The sequence below is a fragment of the Pedobacter yonginensis genome (assembly GCF_003173595.1).
Lineage (GTDB): Bacteria > Bacteroidota > Bacteroidia > Sphingobacteriales > Sphingobacteriaceae > Pedobacter > Pedobacter yonginense.
Genome location: NZ_QGNZ01000001.1, coordinates 523,562 through 538,423 on the forward strand (window position 1 = coordinate 523,562; position 14,862 = coordinate 538,423).

Annotated in this window: 20 protein-coding genes; 14 read left to right on the plus strand and 6 right to left on the minus strand. The window is 36.6% G+C overall.

The window, feature by feature from the left end:
• Positions 1–21: 21 nt before the first annotated feature.
• The 4 genes from DHW03_RS02365 to msrA all read left to right on the plus strand — a co-directional run bounded on the left by DHW03_RS02365 (position 22) and on the right by msrA (position 2,511).
• Positions 22–894 (plus strand): sugar phosphate isomerase/epimerase family protein, encoded by an 873-nt coding sequence (locus tag DHW03_RS02365; protein WP_109924140.1) that lies wholly within the window; start codon positions 22–24, stop codon positions 892–894.
• Positions 895–991: 97 nt separating this feature from the next.
• Positions 992–1,171: a hypothetical protein gene (locus DHW03_RS02370; RefSeq protein WP_109924141.1), complete on the plus strand. Its 180-nt coding sequence runs from the start codon at positions 992–994 to the stop codon at positions 1,169–1,171.
• 233 nt (positions 1,172–1,404) lie between these two features.
• Positions 1,405–1,866 (plus strand): PA2169 family four-helix-bundle protein, encoded by a 462-nt coding sequence (locus tag DHW03_RS02375; RefSeq protein ID WP_109924142.1) that lies wholly within the window; start codon positions 1,405–1,407, stop codon positions 1,864–1,866.
• A 153-nt stretch (positions 1,867–2,019) separates the two neighbouring features.
• Positions 2,020–2,511 carry a peptide-methionine (S)-S-oxide reductase MsrA gene (msrA, locus tag DHW03_RS02380; RefSeq protein WP_109924143.1) on the plus strand — a complete coding sequence of 164 codons (492 nt, stop codon included), beginning with the start codon at positions 2,020–2,022 and terminating at the stop codon, positions 2,509–2,511.
• A gap of 63 nt (positions 2,512–2,574) precedes the next feature.
• On the opposite strand, the gene DHW03_RS02385 is transcribed toward msrA, so the two are convergent.
• Positions 2,575–2,805: a hypothetical protein gene (locus DHW03_RS02385; protein ID WP_109924144.1), complete on the minus strand. Its 231-nt coding sequence runs from the start codon at positions 2,803–2,805 to the stop codon at positions 2,575–2,577.
• Positions 2,806–3,260: 455 nt separating this feature from the next.
• Between DHW03_RS02385 and epsC the strand changes: the two genes are divergently transcribed.
• Positions 3,261–4,073, plus strand: a complete 813-nt coding sequence (epsC, locus tag DHW03_RS02390) for a serine O-acetyltransferase EpsC (protein WP_109924974.1) — start codon at positions 3,261–3,263, stop codon at positions 4,071–4,073.
• 10 nt (positions 4,074–4,083) lie between these two features.
• A complete protein-coding gene (gene cysM, locus DHW03_RS02395; RefSeq protein WP_109924145.1) occupies positions 4,084–4,956 on the plus strand; it encodes a cysteine synthase CysM in 873 nt (290 codons plus the stop codon).
• 96 nt (positions 4,957–5,052) lie between these two features.
• Here the strand turns inward: cysM and DHW03_RS02400 are convergent, their stop codons facing one another.
• Positions 5,053–6,150, minus strand: coding sequence for an AI-2E family transporter (locus tag DHW03_RS02400; protein ID WP_109924146.1), 1,098 nt, complete (start codon positions 6,148–6,150; stop codon positions 5,053–5,055).
• A 145-nt stretch (positions 6,151–6,295) separates the two neighbouring features.
• Positions 6,296–6,790, minus strand: a complete 495-nt coding sequence (locus DHW03_RS02405; protein WP_240618443.1) for a DUF1810 domain-containing protein — start codon at positions 6,788–6,790, stop codon at positions 6,296–6,298.
• A 121-nt stretch (positions 6,791–6,911) separates the two neighbouring features.
• Between DHW03_RS02405 and DHW03_RS02410 the strand changes: the two genes are divergently transcribed.
• From DHW03_RS02410 to DHW03_RS02420, 3 genes are all read left to right on the plus strand, one after another.
• Entirely contained in the window at positions 6,912–7,499 is a 588-nt protein-coding gene (locus tag DHW03_RS02410) for a DUF4142 domain-containing protein (protein WP_109924976.1), read from the plus strand.
• A gap of 193 nt (positions 7,500–7,692) precedes the next feature.
• Positions 7,693–7,941, plus strand: a complete 249-nt coding sequence (locus DHW03_RS02415; protein ID WP_109924147.1) for a hypothetical protein — start codon at positions 7,693–7,695, stop codon at positions 7,939–7,941.
• Positions 7,942–8,050: 109 nt separating this feature from the next.
• Entirely contained in the window at positions 8,051–8,770 is a 720-nt protein-coding gene (locus DHW03_RS02420) for a competence protein CoiA family protein (RefSeq protein ID WP_240618444.1), read from the plus strand.
• A gap of 72 nt (positions 8,771–8,842) precedes the next feature.
• Here the strand turns inward: DHW03_RS02420 and DHW03_RS02425 are convergent, their stop codons facing one another.
• Both DHW03_RS02425 and DHW03_RS02435 read right to left on the minus strand, forming a co-directional pair.
• Positions 8,843–9,091: a hypothetical protein gene (locus DHW03_RS02425; RefSeq protein ID WP_109924148.1), complete on the minus strand. Its 249-nt coding sequence runs from the start codon at positions 9,089–9,091 to the stop codon at positions 8,843–8,845.
• 412 nt (positions 9,092–9,503) lie between these two features.
• Positions 9,504–9,890 carry a transmembrane 220 family protein gene (locus DHW03_RS02435; RefSeq protein WP_109924150.1) on the minus strand — a complete coding sequence of 129 codons (387 nt, stop codon included), beginning with the start codon at positions 9,888–9,890 and terminating at the stop codon, positions 9,504–9,506.
• 320 nt (positions 9,891–10,210) lie between these two features.
• Between DHW03_RS02435 and DHW03_RS02440 the strand changes: the two genes are divergently transcribed.
• The 4 genes from DHW03_RS02440 to DHW03_RS02455 all read left to right on the plus strand — a co-directional run bounded on the left by DHW03_RS02440 (position 10,211) and on the right by DHW03_RS02455 (position 14,062).
• A complete protein-coding gene (locus tag DHW03_RS02440; RefSeq protein ID WP_109924151.1) occupies positions 10,211–11,074 on the plus strand; it encodes an OmpA family protein in 864 nt (287 codons plus the stop codon).
• Positions 11,075–11,265: 191 nt separating this feature from the next.
• Positions 11,266–12,054 (plus strand): helix-turn-helix domain-containing protein, encoded by a 789-nt coding sequence (locus tag DHW03_RS02445; RefSeq protein WP_109924152.1) that lies wholly within the window; start codon positions 11,266–11,268, stop codon positions 12,052–12,054.
• A 327-nt stretch (positions 12,055–12,381) separates the two neighbouring features.
• Positions 12,382–12,840 carry a VOC family protein gene (locus tag DHW03_RS02450; RefSeq protein ID WP_240618445.1) on the plus strand — a complete coding sequence of 153 codons (459 nt, stop codon included), beginning with the start codon at positions 12,382–12,384 and terminating at the stop codon, positions 12,838–12,840.
• A 73-nt stretch (positions 12,841–12,913) separates the two neighbouring features.
• The gene (locus DHW03_RS02455) at positions 12,914–14,062 is read left to right on the plus strand and encodes a serine hydrolase domain-containing protein (protein WP_109924153.1); all 1,149 of its coding nucleotides are present in this window, start codon (positions 12,914–12,916) and stop codon (positions 14,060–14,062) included.
• 218 nt (positions 14,063–14,280) lie between these two features.
• Here the strand turns inward: DHW03_RS02455 and DHW03_RS02460 are convergent, their stop codons facing one another.
• Positions 14,281–14,478, minus strand: a complete 198-nt coding sequence (locus tag DHW03_RS02460) for a DUF3606 domain-containing protein (RefSeq protein ID WP_109924154.1) — start codon at positions 14,476–14,478, stop codon at positions 14,281–14,283.
• A gap of 209 nt (positions 14,479–14,687) precedes the next feature.
• Here DHW03_RS02460 and DHW03_RS02465 point away from each other — a divergent pair, with 209 nt between their 5' ends.
• On the plus strand, positions 14,688–14,861 hold the full coding sequence (locus DHW03_RS02465) for a DUF3606 domain-containing protein (RefSeq protein WP_109924155.1): 174 nt from the start codon (positions 14,688–14,690) through the stop codon (positions 14,859–14,861).
• Position 14,862: the final 1 nt, after the last annotated feature.

A 14,862-nucleotide genomic window follows, 5' to 3' on the forward strand; every position in this document is an offset into this window, starting at 1 on the left:
TTCGGATTTTAAGGATTTTATATGAAAAGCAGATGTATAGCCTTCGTGTTTTCCCTGTTGGCTTATTCTTTATGGAGTTTGGCTGTAAATGGTCAATCCGCTATAAAAATGGGCATTGCAGCAAGTTTGGATCAAGATAGTTTAGCCTATGTCTCGGGTTTTGAAATGATAACCGAGTCGGCACAAAAAATGCTTTCTCCATCCCTTACTGATCAAGAATTTCAGCGCAATTTAAAAAAGATTCAATCTGCACGATGTAAGGTCATCACCTGCAACCTCTTTTTCCCCAGTAGCCTTAAAATTGCCGGACCCGATGTAGATGAGGAAAAAGTTTTAAAATATACTGATATCATACTTTCAAGAGCAAGGAAGGCAGGAGTAAAGTTTATGGTTTTAGGAAGTTCTGGCTCGCGTAGAATTCCAGATCATTACGATGTGCAGCAGGCCAAGCTTAACTTTGTAAAATTAGGCGCCAAGCTGGGCGACTTAGCAAAAAAGCATCAGGTTACCATCGTGCTCGAAAATTTAGAAACTACAGAAACCAATTTCATCACATCATTAAAATCTGCCGCAGAAGTGGTTAGATTGGTTAACCATCCAAATTTCAAACTCAATGTAGATATATTCCACATGCTAAGAGAGCAGGAATCGCCAGATGAAATTAGGACTGTTGGAGATATTATTGCATTTTGCGAAGTGGCCGAGAAAGAAAAACGAACTTTCCCAGGCGTTATGGGTGACGATTTGAAACCTTACTTGCAAGCCCTTAAAGATATACATTATACAGGGTTTATTTTTATTGAAGGCAGCACAACCAACGCTGCGGTAGAAATGCCATTGTCTTTCAAATATCTCACGCAACAAATTGCTGAGGTGTACGGAATGAAAAAATAATTGGCAGTTAGATACCTCTCAAATGGTTTTTCTTTGCTAATATATTTTTCTCTAAACATTTTCTTTTTGGGCGTGTTGTTTTAAAAAGCACAACGAAATGGAATTCCAAAACGATAAGAACAATAATAATTTTGAAACAAGTTCTAACGCTCAAAGTGTAAACATCAACTTTAGCCAGTTAGAACATGGAATAAATGAAATTAGCTCCTCATTTTGGGATGAAATCAATCAAGAAATGCAATCGAATGATTTGCCTTTGTGGAGAATGTGGCGATAAAAAAAATAATTAAAATTTTTAAAACAATTGGATTGCAGATCCGTTTAAGATATAGTTTGTTTGGTTTAGTTTTATCGGTGGATACTTATAAAACATTCAATATAGCCTCATAGTAATATGGGGCTTTCTCATTTTAAACCCTTTTTAAACTCCATATAAAAAAATCCAATACTTTAAAATTTTCTAAACTTTTATTGTACATCGTTGTTCATAATCTAAACATCAATAACATTATGGAAAATACAGAGAAAACAGTAGAAGTTTTAAATGATCTAATTGAGATCAATAATGACAGAGCAGATGGATTTGACAAAGCTGCTAAAGATATCAAAGAAGAAAACATTGATCTTAAAGCAATTTTCGAAAAACTATCATCTGATAGCAGAACCAATGTAACCGAACTTGCTGGTTTAGTGGGCAGAAATGGCGAAAACCCAGATACTGGTAACACCATTTTAGGTAGTTTACACAGAGCATGGATCGATATTAAAGCTAGCTTCGGTGGTGATGATCGCCATAGCATTTTAGCAGAATGTGAGCGTGGAGAAGATGCAATTAAAAAAGCATACAGAGAAGCTCTTCAAGAGAACGAATTGGGTGAAAACATCAGACAAGTTCTATTGGAGCAACAAAAAGGAATAAATGCAAGTCACGATGCGATAAAAGCATTAAGAGATGCGCATGCAGCAATCTAGGCATTGCAATAACCATTTAGCCGCTTATGTTCAATCATAAGCGGTTTTTTTATTGCCCTCTATTTTTGAGGTCAGGATTTTGACTTTCCAATTATTTGCAAAGCTTGCCAATAACACAATAGGAATGTACCTTTATTAATCAATTAAACACATATGAATACTGAAAAAGCCATATTAGCAGGAGGTTGCTTTTGGGGGGTCGAAGAACTCTTTCGTCACTATCCCGGAGTTACTTCAACCGTAGTGGGATATACTGGAGGCGATGTTCCTAACGCAACGTATCGCAACCATGGTACCCATGCAGAAGGGATAGAAATCACATTCGATCCTTCCGTGCTGTCTTACCGTAAATTATTAGAATATTTTTTTCAAATCCACGATCCGACAACAAGAAACAGACAAGGTAATGATGTTGGTACATCATATCGATCGGCAATTTTTTATCTTGATGAAACTCAGCAAGAAACGGCTAAGCAACTGATTGAAGAAATGGATGCATCGGGTATTTGGCCAGGTAAAATTGTAACTGAGGTCGTTCCAGCTACTGATTTTTGGAATGCCGAAGAAGATCATCAAGATTACTTGCAGAAAAATCCTTACGGATATACCTGCCACTTCGAAAGACCAGAGTGGAAAATGAGTTAATTTTTCAACTTCAAATAATAACTAAGGCCTCATATTGAGGCCTTTATTTTTTTGAACCATTTATTAAAACGGTTCAACATAAAAAGTCTCGAGGTTCGTGCACACATAGCCAACTTCATTAAAGATTGAAATGATCTCCTCATTTTTGTTCGTGGCAGAATCAATTCTTAAAATCCTATCCGTGTCTAATAAGTCGATATTCCAAATCACTTCAGAGATACGGGCATCTAAATAAGTAGCAATTTTTTGCAACTCATTTTCAGATTGGATGTTGGTTTTAAAAATAGAAATCATTTTTTGTCTGGTTTAGGAATGGGGGATCATTGTTAAAACTTGCTTTTTAGTTAAAGACGTTTGAAACTTCAAATTACTTTAAAAAAAGTAAAAAATTTTTTTAAAATTAATCCTCCCTTCTCGATTGTGCCGCCGCTTTTGTAACCGTCATCTCGACTGGAGCGCAGCGGAACGGAGAGATCCTTGAAGCCAATAACAAGATCTTGTTAAAAGATTTCTCCACTACGGTCGAAAGGACGATCCTTTAATACAGTCGAAAGGATGATTGTTGAGTTAGTCACCTCTTACCTGAAGCGTAGCTTTTTTGATCCCCCATTCCAACCAGAGCGTAAATTCAATTGTTAATCAGACGCAATTTTCCTTCCTATTTCCACCTGACCGCAATTGATTTAAAAAACAAAAGCTAACTTTAAAAGCTTTCTTTTCAAAAGATGTTGCGCAACAAAACAAATTTTATGGAGGATCAATTCTATAATTATCTTTTTAACAAGCCTAATGGGAAAATTAGCATCCCCTCAAATGAAATCATATCAGAATGGGCTAAAAAGGTAGTACACTTTCTCTTTCCAGAAAGTTCTGGTAAACTCTTTTCGAGTCAGTTTGAGTTAAAGGAGTATGCCTCTAAACTGGAGCAAGAATTATATGAAATTATCTCGAAGAGTTGCCCTTTACAACATACCGATTGCAAAGAAACCTCTAGGCGTTTCTTTAGCCAATTGCCAGAACTCTACCAAATCTTAAACACAGATATCACCGCTATATTTGAAGGAGACCCCGCTGCGGTAAGCAAATTTGAAGTAGTACGCTCTTATCCAGGTTTCTATGCAATTTGTTTCTACAGAATTGCTCACGTACTTTACAGCTTAGGTGTGCCAATCATCCCACGCATATTAACCGAACATGCCCATTCAAGAACAGGTGTAGATATTCATCCAGCGGCAACAATAGGAGCCTATTTTTACATCGATCATGGAACAGGAATTGTAATCGGCGAAACTGCGATTATTGGTGAGTATGTTAAATTGTATCAAGGCGTAACACTTGGTGCGCTCAGCGTACGCAAGGTTTTGGCCGGAATTAAAAGACACCCAACTGTTGAAGATAGGGTGGTAATTTATTCTGGAGCAACCATCTTGGGCGGAGAAACGGTAATTGGACACGACAGCATTATTGGCGGAAATGTTTGGCTCACCGAAAGTATCGAACCCTATTCCACCGCGTACCATTCGCCTATCATTAATATTCGTAACACAAAACAAACCAGCTAAATACCCTGCAATGGCAAGAATTATAGATTTAATTGGGAACACACCCATGGCCGAATTAACCAAGCTCAATCCAAACCCGAAAGTTAAAATTTTCGCTAAGTTGGAGGGTAATAACCCTGGGGGCAGTGTTAAAGATCGAGCCTCTCTAAATATGATTAGAAGTGCGCTTGAACGTGGTGAAATACAAGCAGGAACAAAATTGGTAGAGGCCACAAGTGGAAATACAGGCATCGCCCTAGCCATGATTGCCAGTTTGTTTGGATTGGAAATTGAGCTGGTTATGCCTGCAAATTCGACAAGAGAACGAAAAGTTACCATGGAAGCCTTTGGTGCAAAAGTAACCTTACTAGATAGCATCGAAATTTGTAGGGATTATGCCGAAGAAAAAGGAAATAAAAGTGGCTATTTCTTGCTCAATCAATTTTCCAACCCCGATAATTACTTAGCCCATTACAAAACCACAGGTCCAGAAATTTGGAGAGATACGGAGCATCAACTTACGCATTTTGTAAGTTCTATGGGCACAACTGGCACCATTATGGGTTGTTCCCGTTTTTTAAAAGAACAGAATAAAGAAATTCAAATTGTTGGTTGCCAGCCCACTGAAGGTTCATCCATCCCCGGAATTAGGCGTTGGCCAAAAGAATATTTACCCAAGATATTTGAACCGGAAAGAGTAGATCGGGTGATGGATGTAACCGAACCCGAAGCGGTTGAAATGGCTCGGAAACTTGCAAAATCAGAAGGGATATTTGGAGGCATGAGCACGGGAGGCGCCTGTACTGCCGCGATTAAATTAGCACAAGAACTAGAAGAAGGTACAATCGTTTTCATCGCTTGCGATAGGGGAGATCGTTACCTCAGTAGCGACCTTTTCGGATAGGTTATTTCTACTCAAAAAAAATGATGTCTTTTTAGGGCTAAAAAACCTTAAAAGACACCATTTTGAATTCCGATAAATTTAAACAGGAGCTATAATCTAGGTATCTGTTATTGGCTTCGGTGTTCTTCGTCTGAATCGCTTTAACTGGCCCATATGCTCCGTTGGAATGTTATCGCCTAAAAGTTTACCCCAAGGTTTTAAACCATCAATTCGATCGAAAATTATTTTCAGTACCGCAATAAATGGAATGGACAAGAACATACCGGGTACACCCCAAAGTGCAGCACCTAATAAAACAATCACAATAGATATGAGTGCGTTAATCTGCACTTTAGACGATACAATTCTAGGTACCAAAATATTGTTATCTACAAACTGAATCAATGCGTAAGCACCTATAATTAGCAATTGAGTAGTGAAACCATCTTCAGTAAGAGTAGCCATTAAGACCGGCAACGCAATGGCGATAATTCCACCGATGTAGGGTAAAAGATTCAGAATGGCGCCAATTACACCAATCAATATGGCGTTTTGAACTCCGAGAATCAACAGAGCAGCAGAGTTAAGTACAGCAACAATGGATGTTTCTATAAGCAAACCAACAATATAACTCTGTATTGCGGCCTTCGTTTCTGAAAGGATTTCTCCAACTTTTTTCTGATTTTCTTCTGAGAAAACCTCGTATAAGAAATTTAAAATCAGCGTTTTATACAACATAATCAAGAAGGTATAAACTGGAATTAGAAATATCACGCTCAAAATTCCAAGAACACCATTAAGCGTTTGTCCAATCATCGCCTTACTTCCATTCGCGGCATCATTTAACATTTGCACCTGCTTTTTCGAACTAATACCAAAAGTTTTTTCAAGCCATTGTTGAATGATCTGTAACAGCTCTGAGAACTTTTGTTTCATCGCTTCAACATTATCAAAAAAGTGGGCAATTTGTGATGAGAGAAAATACATCAAGCCCATTACCACCAAAATAGCAATGAGCATACTTAATATAATACTCACAATTTTTGGGAGCTTTCTCTCCAATCGGTTAGACAGTGGGTTAAGCAAAATGGCAATCAATGCAGCAAACGCCAAAGGCACTAAGATGTCTCTAAGTACGCTCAGCATAAAAACTGAAATCACAAGTCCCAATAAGATTACAGGAGCTTTAATGTAGAAAGGATATTTTTTGATCATGCTCAAAGTATTTCAGAAGCTAACAAAAATAAACTTACAATGTTCTGTACATTGAAAAATATATTACCGCCATCATTGCATTTGCAAGACCTAATCGAAAGTTCAATTAACCTTCGCCGAATTGGAATCTATGAATACCTTAAATTTATTTTTGATTTAGGTCAACAATTCTTATCGTCTGTTGATCTTTTTCCCCATCGAAATATTTTGCCAATACCTGATTGAAAACCTTCTCATCGTGTGCAACGAGCGCAAATAAAGTCATCGATGATTTTAACTTTTGGTCATCTGGGCTACCAAAGATTTGATTGGCGCTCTTGCCCTCCAGCTTTAAGAGTTCTCGACTGATTTCAATTAATCTACTGCCTAAAACGGCGTGTTCTAAAAAGGCTTTAGCCTCCGCTAAATTATTTATTTCAAAAAACCTAGCGGTTTCACTCTTGCCCAAACCACTAATTTGCGGAAAAATGTACCACATCCAATGACTTTGTTTTCTGCCTTTTTCAATCTCAGAAAATGCCCTTTCGTAGTCTAATTTTTGTGCGTCGAGAAACCTTTTCAAGGCATTGCTTTCCATCATAACCATATGCAAATCTAAATCGATAACAGCGTGCGGACCAAAGTGTTTTCTAAATTTCAATTGCCTTGATATGAATTAGTTGAATAATTCGGATAGCAATCAATGAAAAATTCACATTAATAAATTTGTTTAAACATTTTAAATGATGGGCTGTTATTTAGGAAACATCAAAACCAATAATATGAAAAAATTAATTTACGCAATTGCACTCACAGGAGCAGCATTTGCATTCCAAGCATGTAACAGCGGAAACAAAGATGCTAAGGAAACTGCTGATAGTATGAACAAGGCGAAAGACACCACCAGCAACATGGCTGCAACCGGAGGGATAGCAGTTGATCAAAAAGACGCCAAATTTGCAACTACGGCGGCAGGCGGTGGAATGGCTGAGGTAGCTTTAGGTAAACTTGCATTAGAAAAAAGTACCAATGCACAGGTTAAAGAATTCGCAACCATGATGGTTAACGACCATGGTAAGGCAAATACTGAATTGATTGGAATTGCACAAGCCAAAAATATTACCCTACCAGATATGGTAGATGAAGAACATCAGAAAAAACTAGCCGATTTAGAGAAAAAAACAGGTAAAGATTTCGATAAGGCTTACGTAGATGCAATGGTTGACGGTCATAAATCGACATTGAAATTGATGCAAGATGAAGCTAAAGATGGAGTGGATGCAGAATTGAAAGCTTTTGCTTCGAAAACAGCGCCAGTCGTTCAGGCACATTTAGATATGATCAACAAAATACATGATTCAATGAAATAATACGCATTAAGTGAATGCATTTTAAAAATCCTGACTTTTAAAGTCGGGATTTTTTTTTGATCAAGTGCATTAGCGGCCAATTGCATAAATTTTAAGATGCAAACCTCAAAAAATAGATTGTGGGCAATCGCTTCTTTTTTGGAAATAAAACATTGAAGCAATAAAAGATGTTATAAGGAAAACCGGATAAAATATGGAGCACCTTGCACAAGCGATAGAACAGGAAACAAGAAAGAGACTTTACGAAAGAAATGAAGCATTAATGTTTTCGCTTAGAAATTACATCAGCTTTGCCAAATCCGATTTGGAGGCCAAAGTAGAGTTTGACTGTGAGAGAGCTATTGAAACATTTCAACAGAAGGTAGAAGAGTTTAAGCAATTGCTTCAGAATACACATAGTGAAGTAAAAGCGGAAATGCTAAGCAGAAAATCTTCCATTTAGTAAACCATATTGAACAGATCGAAAAATCAAATTCATTTCTATTATTTAGCAGTTTGAACTTGTTTTGCTAAAATTTTTGGTATAAATTTGCTTCCAAATCGTCTTAAAAATGGAACTTGAATTTCAGCATACCCATCACATTGCAAATGAAACTGATGCGTGTAAGGATGATCTGCAAGTTCCAGTAACCTCAATCCTTCAAAAAATACCCAGAACTTTTCCAGGAGAAACCCCATGGCATAAAAACTGGAAAAAAGCCTTTCCTAAAAACTATCGTGAAGTGTGTTTTTACGATGAATCTTGTGGGGAAATGCATCGTGCCGACGTACATACGCCCTGCGGCACAACATTAGAATTTCAAAATTCACCAATATCCTTAGCAGAATTAGAAAGCAGAGAGTCTTTTTATCCTAATTTAATTTGGATTTTGAATGGAAAGAAATTTAAGGGCTTTAGAGTACTTAAAAATTTGCCTGATGTCCATCATCCGCGATTGGCAAATTATGAGTTTTGCATTTCAGATCATTTATCCATGGTCAGAAAATCAGAAGTTTCGGCGGGCGTAGCCAAACCCAAAATCTTAAATTTTTATCATCCCGAAATCAAGGGGATTCCCCTAACTTCTCATTATTATTCGTTTTGTTGGAAACAACCCCACAGCGTTTGGTTTTCTGCAAAATGTCCAATCTTGGTTGATCTAGGTGGCCATTTTCTCTATCAGCTCAAAAAACGAGAACAATTATCAGCCGATTATACCTATCTACAAATGCTAACCCGAAAATCTTTTATCGATCAATTTGTATCCTTTGATCTCACATCAGGCTCATAAATAAAACAAGCGCCTCTTTTTAACGGGCGCCTGCTTAATAACGATTTAAGATATTCAACCTAGATGGGTAGTTTATTCTTCGTGGTCAAGTTTGTCTTGACTTTCGTCCTCATCTTCCAAAGGATTATCGGTCAATTCATCATCTTCCTCTAATTCATCAACTTTTTCATCTAATTGTGTGCCTTCTCCATCTGCAAATTGTACTTCTTCTTCGGTGTATTCATTTTCTTCAGCTTCGCTTGTATCGTCATCTGAATGTTCTGAGCGGGAGATTTGAAACTGCTCGATATTTTTGATCTCTTCTTCTTCGTGATTTTCCATGATTGTAGATTTTTGTTTGGTAATACAACCATCAGAAACGCAGATAAGTTTCTACAGGTTAATTAAATTTTACAACTTCTAGTTGAATTAAATTCATCCCAGAACACGAACCTACTATTTGTTTAGGTATATCTACCAATTTAATGCATTCATCGATTTTAGTAAATAAAAGGCCTTTTAAAGGAAACATTTCCCAATTTTTGATGTTCCAAATGAAAAACATACCTATTGAAAATTGTAATGGAACAGGGTAGATCTAAAGCTCAAATCGACTCCAATAATAAAATAATGGCAACTTTCCTGATTGCATTATGCGCATTTGTTTTTTTTGCATTTGTGATCAGCTTCGTCAAAACAAAGAATCCATATCTCTTAGAAATTCAGAGCAAAATAGCGATGTTTAAGCAATAAGCTAGCTAAAGGGAATTTTTAATACTTTTCTGGCATAAATATAATCAGCCAATAAAACAATAATAAGAATCACAAGTCCGCCGAATTCTCTGGTTTCCTCTATCCAAGGTTTTGTAGCCTTCATGCTTTGTACAATATTCTCAGCATGGTGATTTTCATACCAATTTAAAACGCCGGTTTTATCAAATAATAAATAAATAGCATACAGCGCATAAACGGCTATACCAATTAAGTACGCTTTTGGATAGAATTTATGTTGTGCCGCCTTGAAGCAAAGCCAAGCACCATATAGGTAAATTGGCACCCAAATATATGGGTCAGGGTCATTATATTGGAGGGCAGCACTGACTACAAATAGAATACAGAAGATGATATTGAATATTTTCATGGATGTATTAAAAAGCATAAAGGAAATAATTTTTTATGTGATACTGAAATGTATTTTGATAATCTGCAAGGGCGCTTATCCAATGCGAAAATGGCTGCCCAATCCCTCCATCAATAAATGAATACCCGCATCTCATTTTCAGCTTCTACATTTGGAATTTTTAGTTGGGGCGGCATTTATGTTGTTTAACTACTGTTGAATACGTCTTTTTTTGGGATGTTCCTATTCTTAATTTGAACTTGTTTATGCCCAATAGTTGTAAGTTTTAAAACTTAAAGGCACTAAGTTTGTTACGCTATAGTCTTTAAATAAATAAGATTATGAAAATGTACAAATTGATCCCATTAGTATTCTTTTCTATCATTTTGATAGCGGGGTGTGTAAGCAACAAAAAGTATGCTGAATTACAAACCACATACGCCCAGCTTCGAGAGCGAAACCAAGAGTTAAGCAATAAATACCAAGATAGCCAACGCGAATTAACTGGTGCAAACAGCAGGGTAAAAAGTTTGGAAGAACAAATTACTTCAGAACGGGCGAATGTAACTGCCCTTCAAGATGCTTTGAACAAATGCTTAAGCTCTAGCAACCAAGGTAATGTAAACATTTCTAAACTGGTTGATGAAATCAATTCTTCAAACAAATACATTAAACAGTTGGTAAATGCAAAAAACAAAAGTGATTCGCTTAACATGGTGTTAACCAATAACCTAACGCGCTCTTTAAGCCGAGAAGAATTAGGTGATGTTGACGTTCAAGTGCTTAAAGGCGTGGTGTACATCTCCTTGTCTGATAACATGCTATACAAATCAGGTAGCTACGAAATTTCAGATAAATCGGGAGAAACGTTAAGTAAAATCGCTAAAATCATTAAAGATTACGAAAATTATGATGTACTGATTGAGGGTAATACCGATAACATTCCAATTGCGCAAACCAACATCCGAAACAACTGGGATTTAAGTGCTTTGAGGGCCTCATCAGTAGTTCAAACACTTCAAAATAAATATGCAGTTGATCCTAAAAGATTAACGGCAGGCGGTAGAGGTGAGTTTAACCCAATTGCCGATAACAGTACGCCAGCGGGCAAAGCAAAAAACAGACGTACACAAATTATCATCACACCTAAATTAGATCAATTTATGGAATTGATTGGTAAAGCGCCAGAACAAGCTCCAAAATAAATTACAGATTAAAATGTATAAAAAGGCAAAATCCAAGCGGTTTTGCCTTTTTCACTTTTATTAGATTTTTATTTTAATATATTTAATAAATAATTATTGATTTTAATATTTTGTAACCATTTTAATTATAAATCATCTAACTTGTAACAAATTTGCTATTTTCAAAGGGTAATGTGTAAAAAAAATTAAATATGATACAGCTTGAGAATATGAGTGGGCTGTATAAAAGGGAGAGGGGCGTTGAGGCCTACTATCCAATGCGGGTCCTAATCGTTAAAGAAGCTTCAGGCTTTTTGTGTATGAATTCTGGCGACTACGAGTTAAGGCCGGGAAGGGTTTTCTTTATTCCAGAAGAAGGCATCATCAGATTAGAAGCCAATATACAATCTGCCTACTGGCTAAGTTTTACAAGCTATCTTTTCCTTGAATTTTTGCAGCAACATCCAGATCCTCAGGCGAAAAATCTTTTCTTAACATTATCCTATAAAGATTTAGATCAAAACAAACTGGCCAGAACCATTAGTGTGGTTGAACAACTCAATAAAGATTTGAAGTTGAAAAAGGATATGAACTTCCTTGCACAATACATTTATCTCTTTCTGGGCTATGCTTCGGGCTTGGATGTTATGATGAAAGTGCTTACACCCGATGAAATGCAGCAACTGCTTCGTTTTAGGGCAATTTTAGAACAATATTTCCGGACCGAAAGAACTACAGGCTTTTACGCAGAGGGAATGGGCATGTCTGCAAAAAGGTTAAACACCTTTCTCGAAAATATTCTTGGTAAAAATTTACTCACCATTATTAGAGAAAGACTGGTTAGGGAAGCAGAAGAATTGCTCATCAATAGCGAATATTCAATAGCTGAAATATCAGAAAATTTGGGATACGGTAGAGTTGCAGCCTTTAACGCAACATATAAAAAGTATAAAGGAATATCGGTGGCCGAATTTATGCAGGGAGCGAAAATAGAAAATTGATGCGACTACAAAAAAAATGTTGTATCCTTTCGATAAATCACTTCTTTATTAGCAGGTATTCCAGGCCCAACGCAATTGTTGCTTTTGCTTCAATCACATGAGGATTCGCTTACTGTCTCTCTTAATCAGTCGCATCAATTTTACAAGGCTAAATTAATAAAACCCAACCAAAACTGAAAATACCTATTCTTCGATGTTGTAAACATTTTCAGTTTTTCATTCAAATATGGCTTGCTAGCCCATATTTTGGGCTTTTTTATGTGGAAAAGTATTCTTTTTTATCTAAATATGTTAAATTGCTAATAAAATCATCTTAATCTTCTAATTATGAAATACCTTTCAGTTATACTATTAACATTTTTCTTTCCATTAACCAAAATTGCAGCCCAAGAAAAGATGAGCAAACCAAAATCTGTCCTTAACCACATTGCCCTTTATGTTACCGATTTAAATACAGCAACTTCTTTTTACGAAAAAGTTTTTGAGCTGGAAAAGATTCCCGAACCCTTCCATGATGGAAAGCACACTTGGTTTAGCTTAGGTGCTGCTGGCCAATTGCATATTATACAAGGAGCGGTAGCGAGTAGGCGTTTTGATAAGAACGAACACTTATGCTTTAGTGTCCCATCTGTGGATGCATTTGTTAAAAAATTGAAATCTGAAAACATAAAATTTGAAAATTGGGCGGGCGATGCTGGAGGAATTACCCTTCGGGTTGATGGTGTCAAACAAGTTTATTTTACCGACCCCGATGGACATTGGCTAGAAGTAAACGATGCAAAATAAATATTGTAACAACGTTAAAGCTAAATGCTGCAAGTTGTTCTCAATCCATATATTTAGCCAATATCCCTAATTTATGAATCGAATTACCTTTCCTAGATATTTACTGTGTGCCTTTCTTCTTGTTGCTCAATCATTTTATGGCTTTGCCCAAAATGCAGAAGTAGAAAATGAAATACAGGATATTATGAAGAAATACAGCGCTATAGGAGTCTCCGTGGCGGTTGTTAAACAAAACAAAATCATCTACACACATTCATTCGGATTGAAAAATGTGGAAAATAACATCCCCTTAACCGATCAGGATATATTCAGGATTGCTTCCATTTCAAAATCATTTTCTGCCACATCCATCATGCAATTGGTAGAGGCTGGTAAACTATCGCTTGATACTGATTTCAGCGATTTGGTGGGCTTTAAAGTTAGAAACCCAAAATTTCCGGAAACCGTTATTACCTTGAAAATGATGCTTTCGCATCGTTCAAGCCTCAACGACAGTCAAGGGTATTTGAAACTAGACGTTATTAACCCGGATAAAAATCCCGAGTGGGCAAAATGTTACAACAACTACGAGCCCGGAAAGGGCTATGAATATTGCAATCTAAATTTTAATTTGATTGGTACGGTGATTGAAAAAATTTCAGGCGAACGTTTTGATAATTATGTGAAGAATCATTTATTAAAACCAATGGGTTTGTACGCAGGCTATTGTGTGGATTCGCTGGATGCTAACAGGTTTGTAACCTTATACGAATACCACAATGACACTAAAACCTTCACAGCCGCACCAACTGCTTATGCACCGAGAAGGGAGGAAATTAAAAACTACGTAATGGGCTATTCAACTCCCATCTTTTCGCCTACGGGGGGTATGAAAATTTCGGCAACTGATTTGGCCAAGTACATGACGATGCATATGAACTACGGAAACTACAATGGCATTAAAATCATGTCGAAAAAGCATGCAAAACTCATGCAAACCAAAATATCTGAAGAGGAAGATTACGCAATGGCGATGAGAAGTGTAGAAGATTTAATCCCGGGCCTAACGCTTAAAGGCCATACCGGCTCGGCATATGGGTTATACAGTGCCATGTTTTTTAATCCCAAAGAGAAGTACGGCATTGTTGTCATTACAAATGGCTGCAATCCAATTTACACAAATGGATATTGCGATCTCATCCAAGCATCTGTAAACAGTTTGTACAATAACCTCATAAAGTAGTCATTTATAACAGCTTAGATAGCCCATTCTTCGGACGAAAAGCAGTTAAAATTCTGATTTCCGTTTTTATCGAACAATTATTCTGACTTTTATTTAGGAAGAATTGGTGATTGCTCGCGGGCAAATCTATTAAAAGACATCGATCAGAAATAGACTTTGCGTATGCTGTGATGTAAGGGATATGGTCTTCGATTTTGTTATTCATGTTAAAATTGGGCTTAGGAAATTGAACTTGCATTAAGAGTGTTTAGGTATTCCTTAATTTTCGTGAGCTCTAAATTCCTTATCGCTCTAACCGCAGATTTTAATCTTTCGCTGCTTACGCCAAGTCTGGCCGCCCAGTAATTGCGGTCTTTCTCATCTGCAATATCAATCAGCTCCGTATTAGAGCGAATCCAAGTTTCTTGATGTATCATAGGTTTATATATTGGTTAGAGAGATAACAATATATTTCTACACTTGGTTTTTAAATAAAACCTAATATTCTAAACTTTTACAGGCCTTTTGCGCTTATATATCGAAAGTTAAGTGTGTTTAGCGGAAGCTTCTAAAAAAGAGGATTGCAATTGAGAATTAAAACCTTTTTTGAATTCGTACTGTTCTATTGCCATCTAATCAATGTGTTATGGACAACAAATCAAAAAAAGGTGTTGAAGACCGTGAAAACATCAACATCAATGAGAGTTATGAAGTAGATTATTGGTCGAATAAGTTTGGTGTAAGCAAAGATAAGCTTAAAGCCACTGTTCAAATTGTAGGAACCTCATCAAAGGAGGTAGAAAAATACCTCACGAAATAAA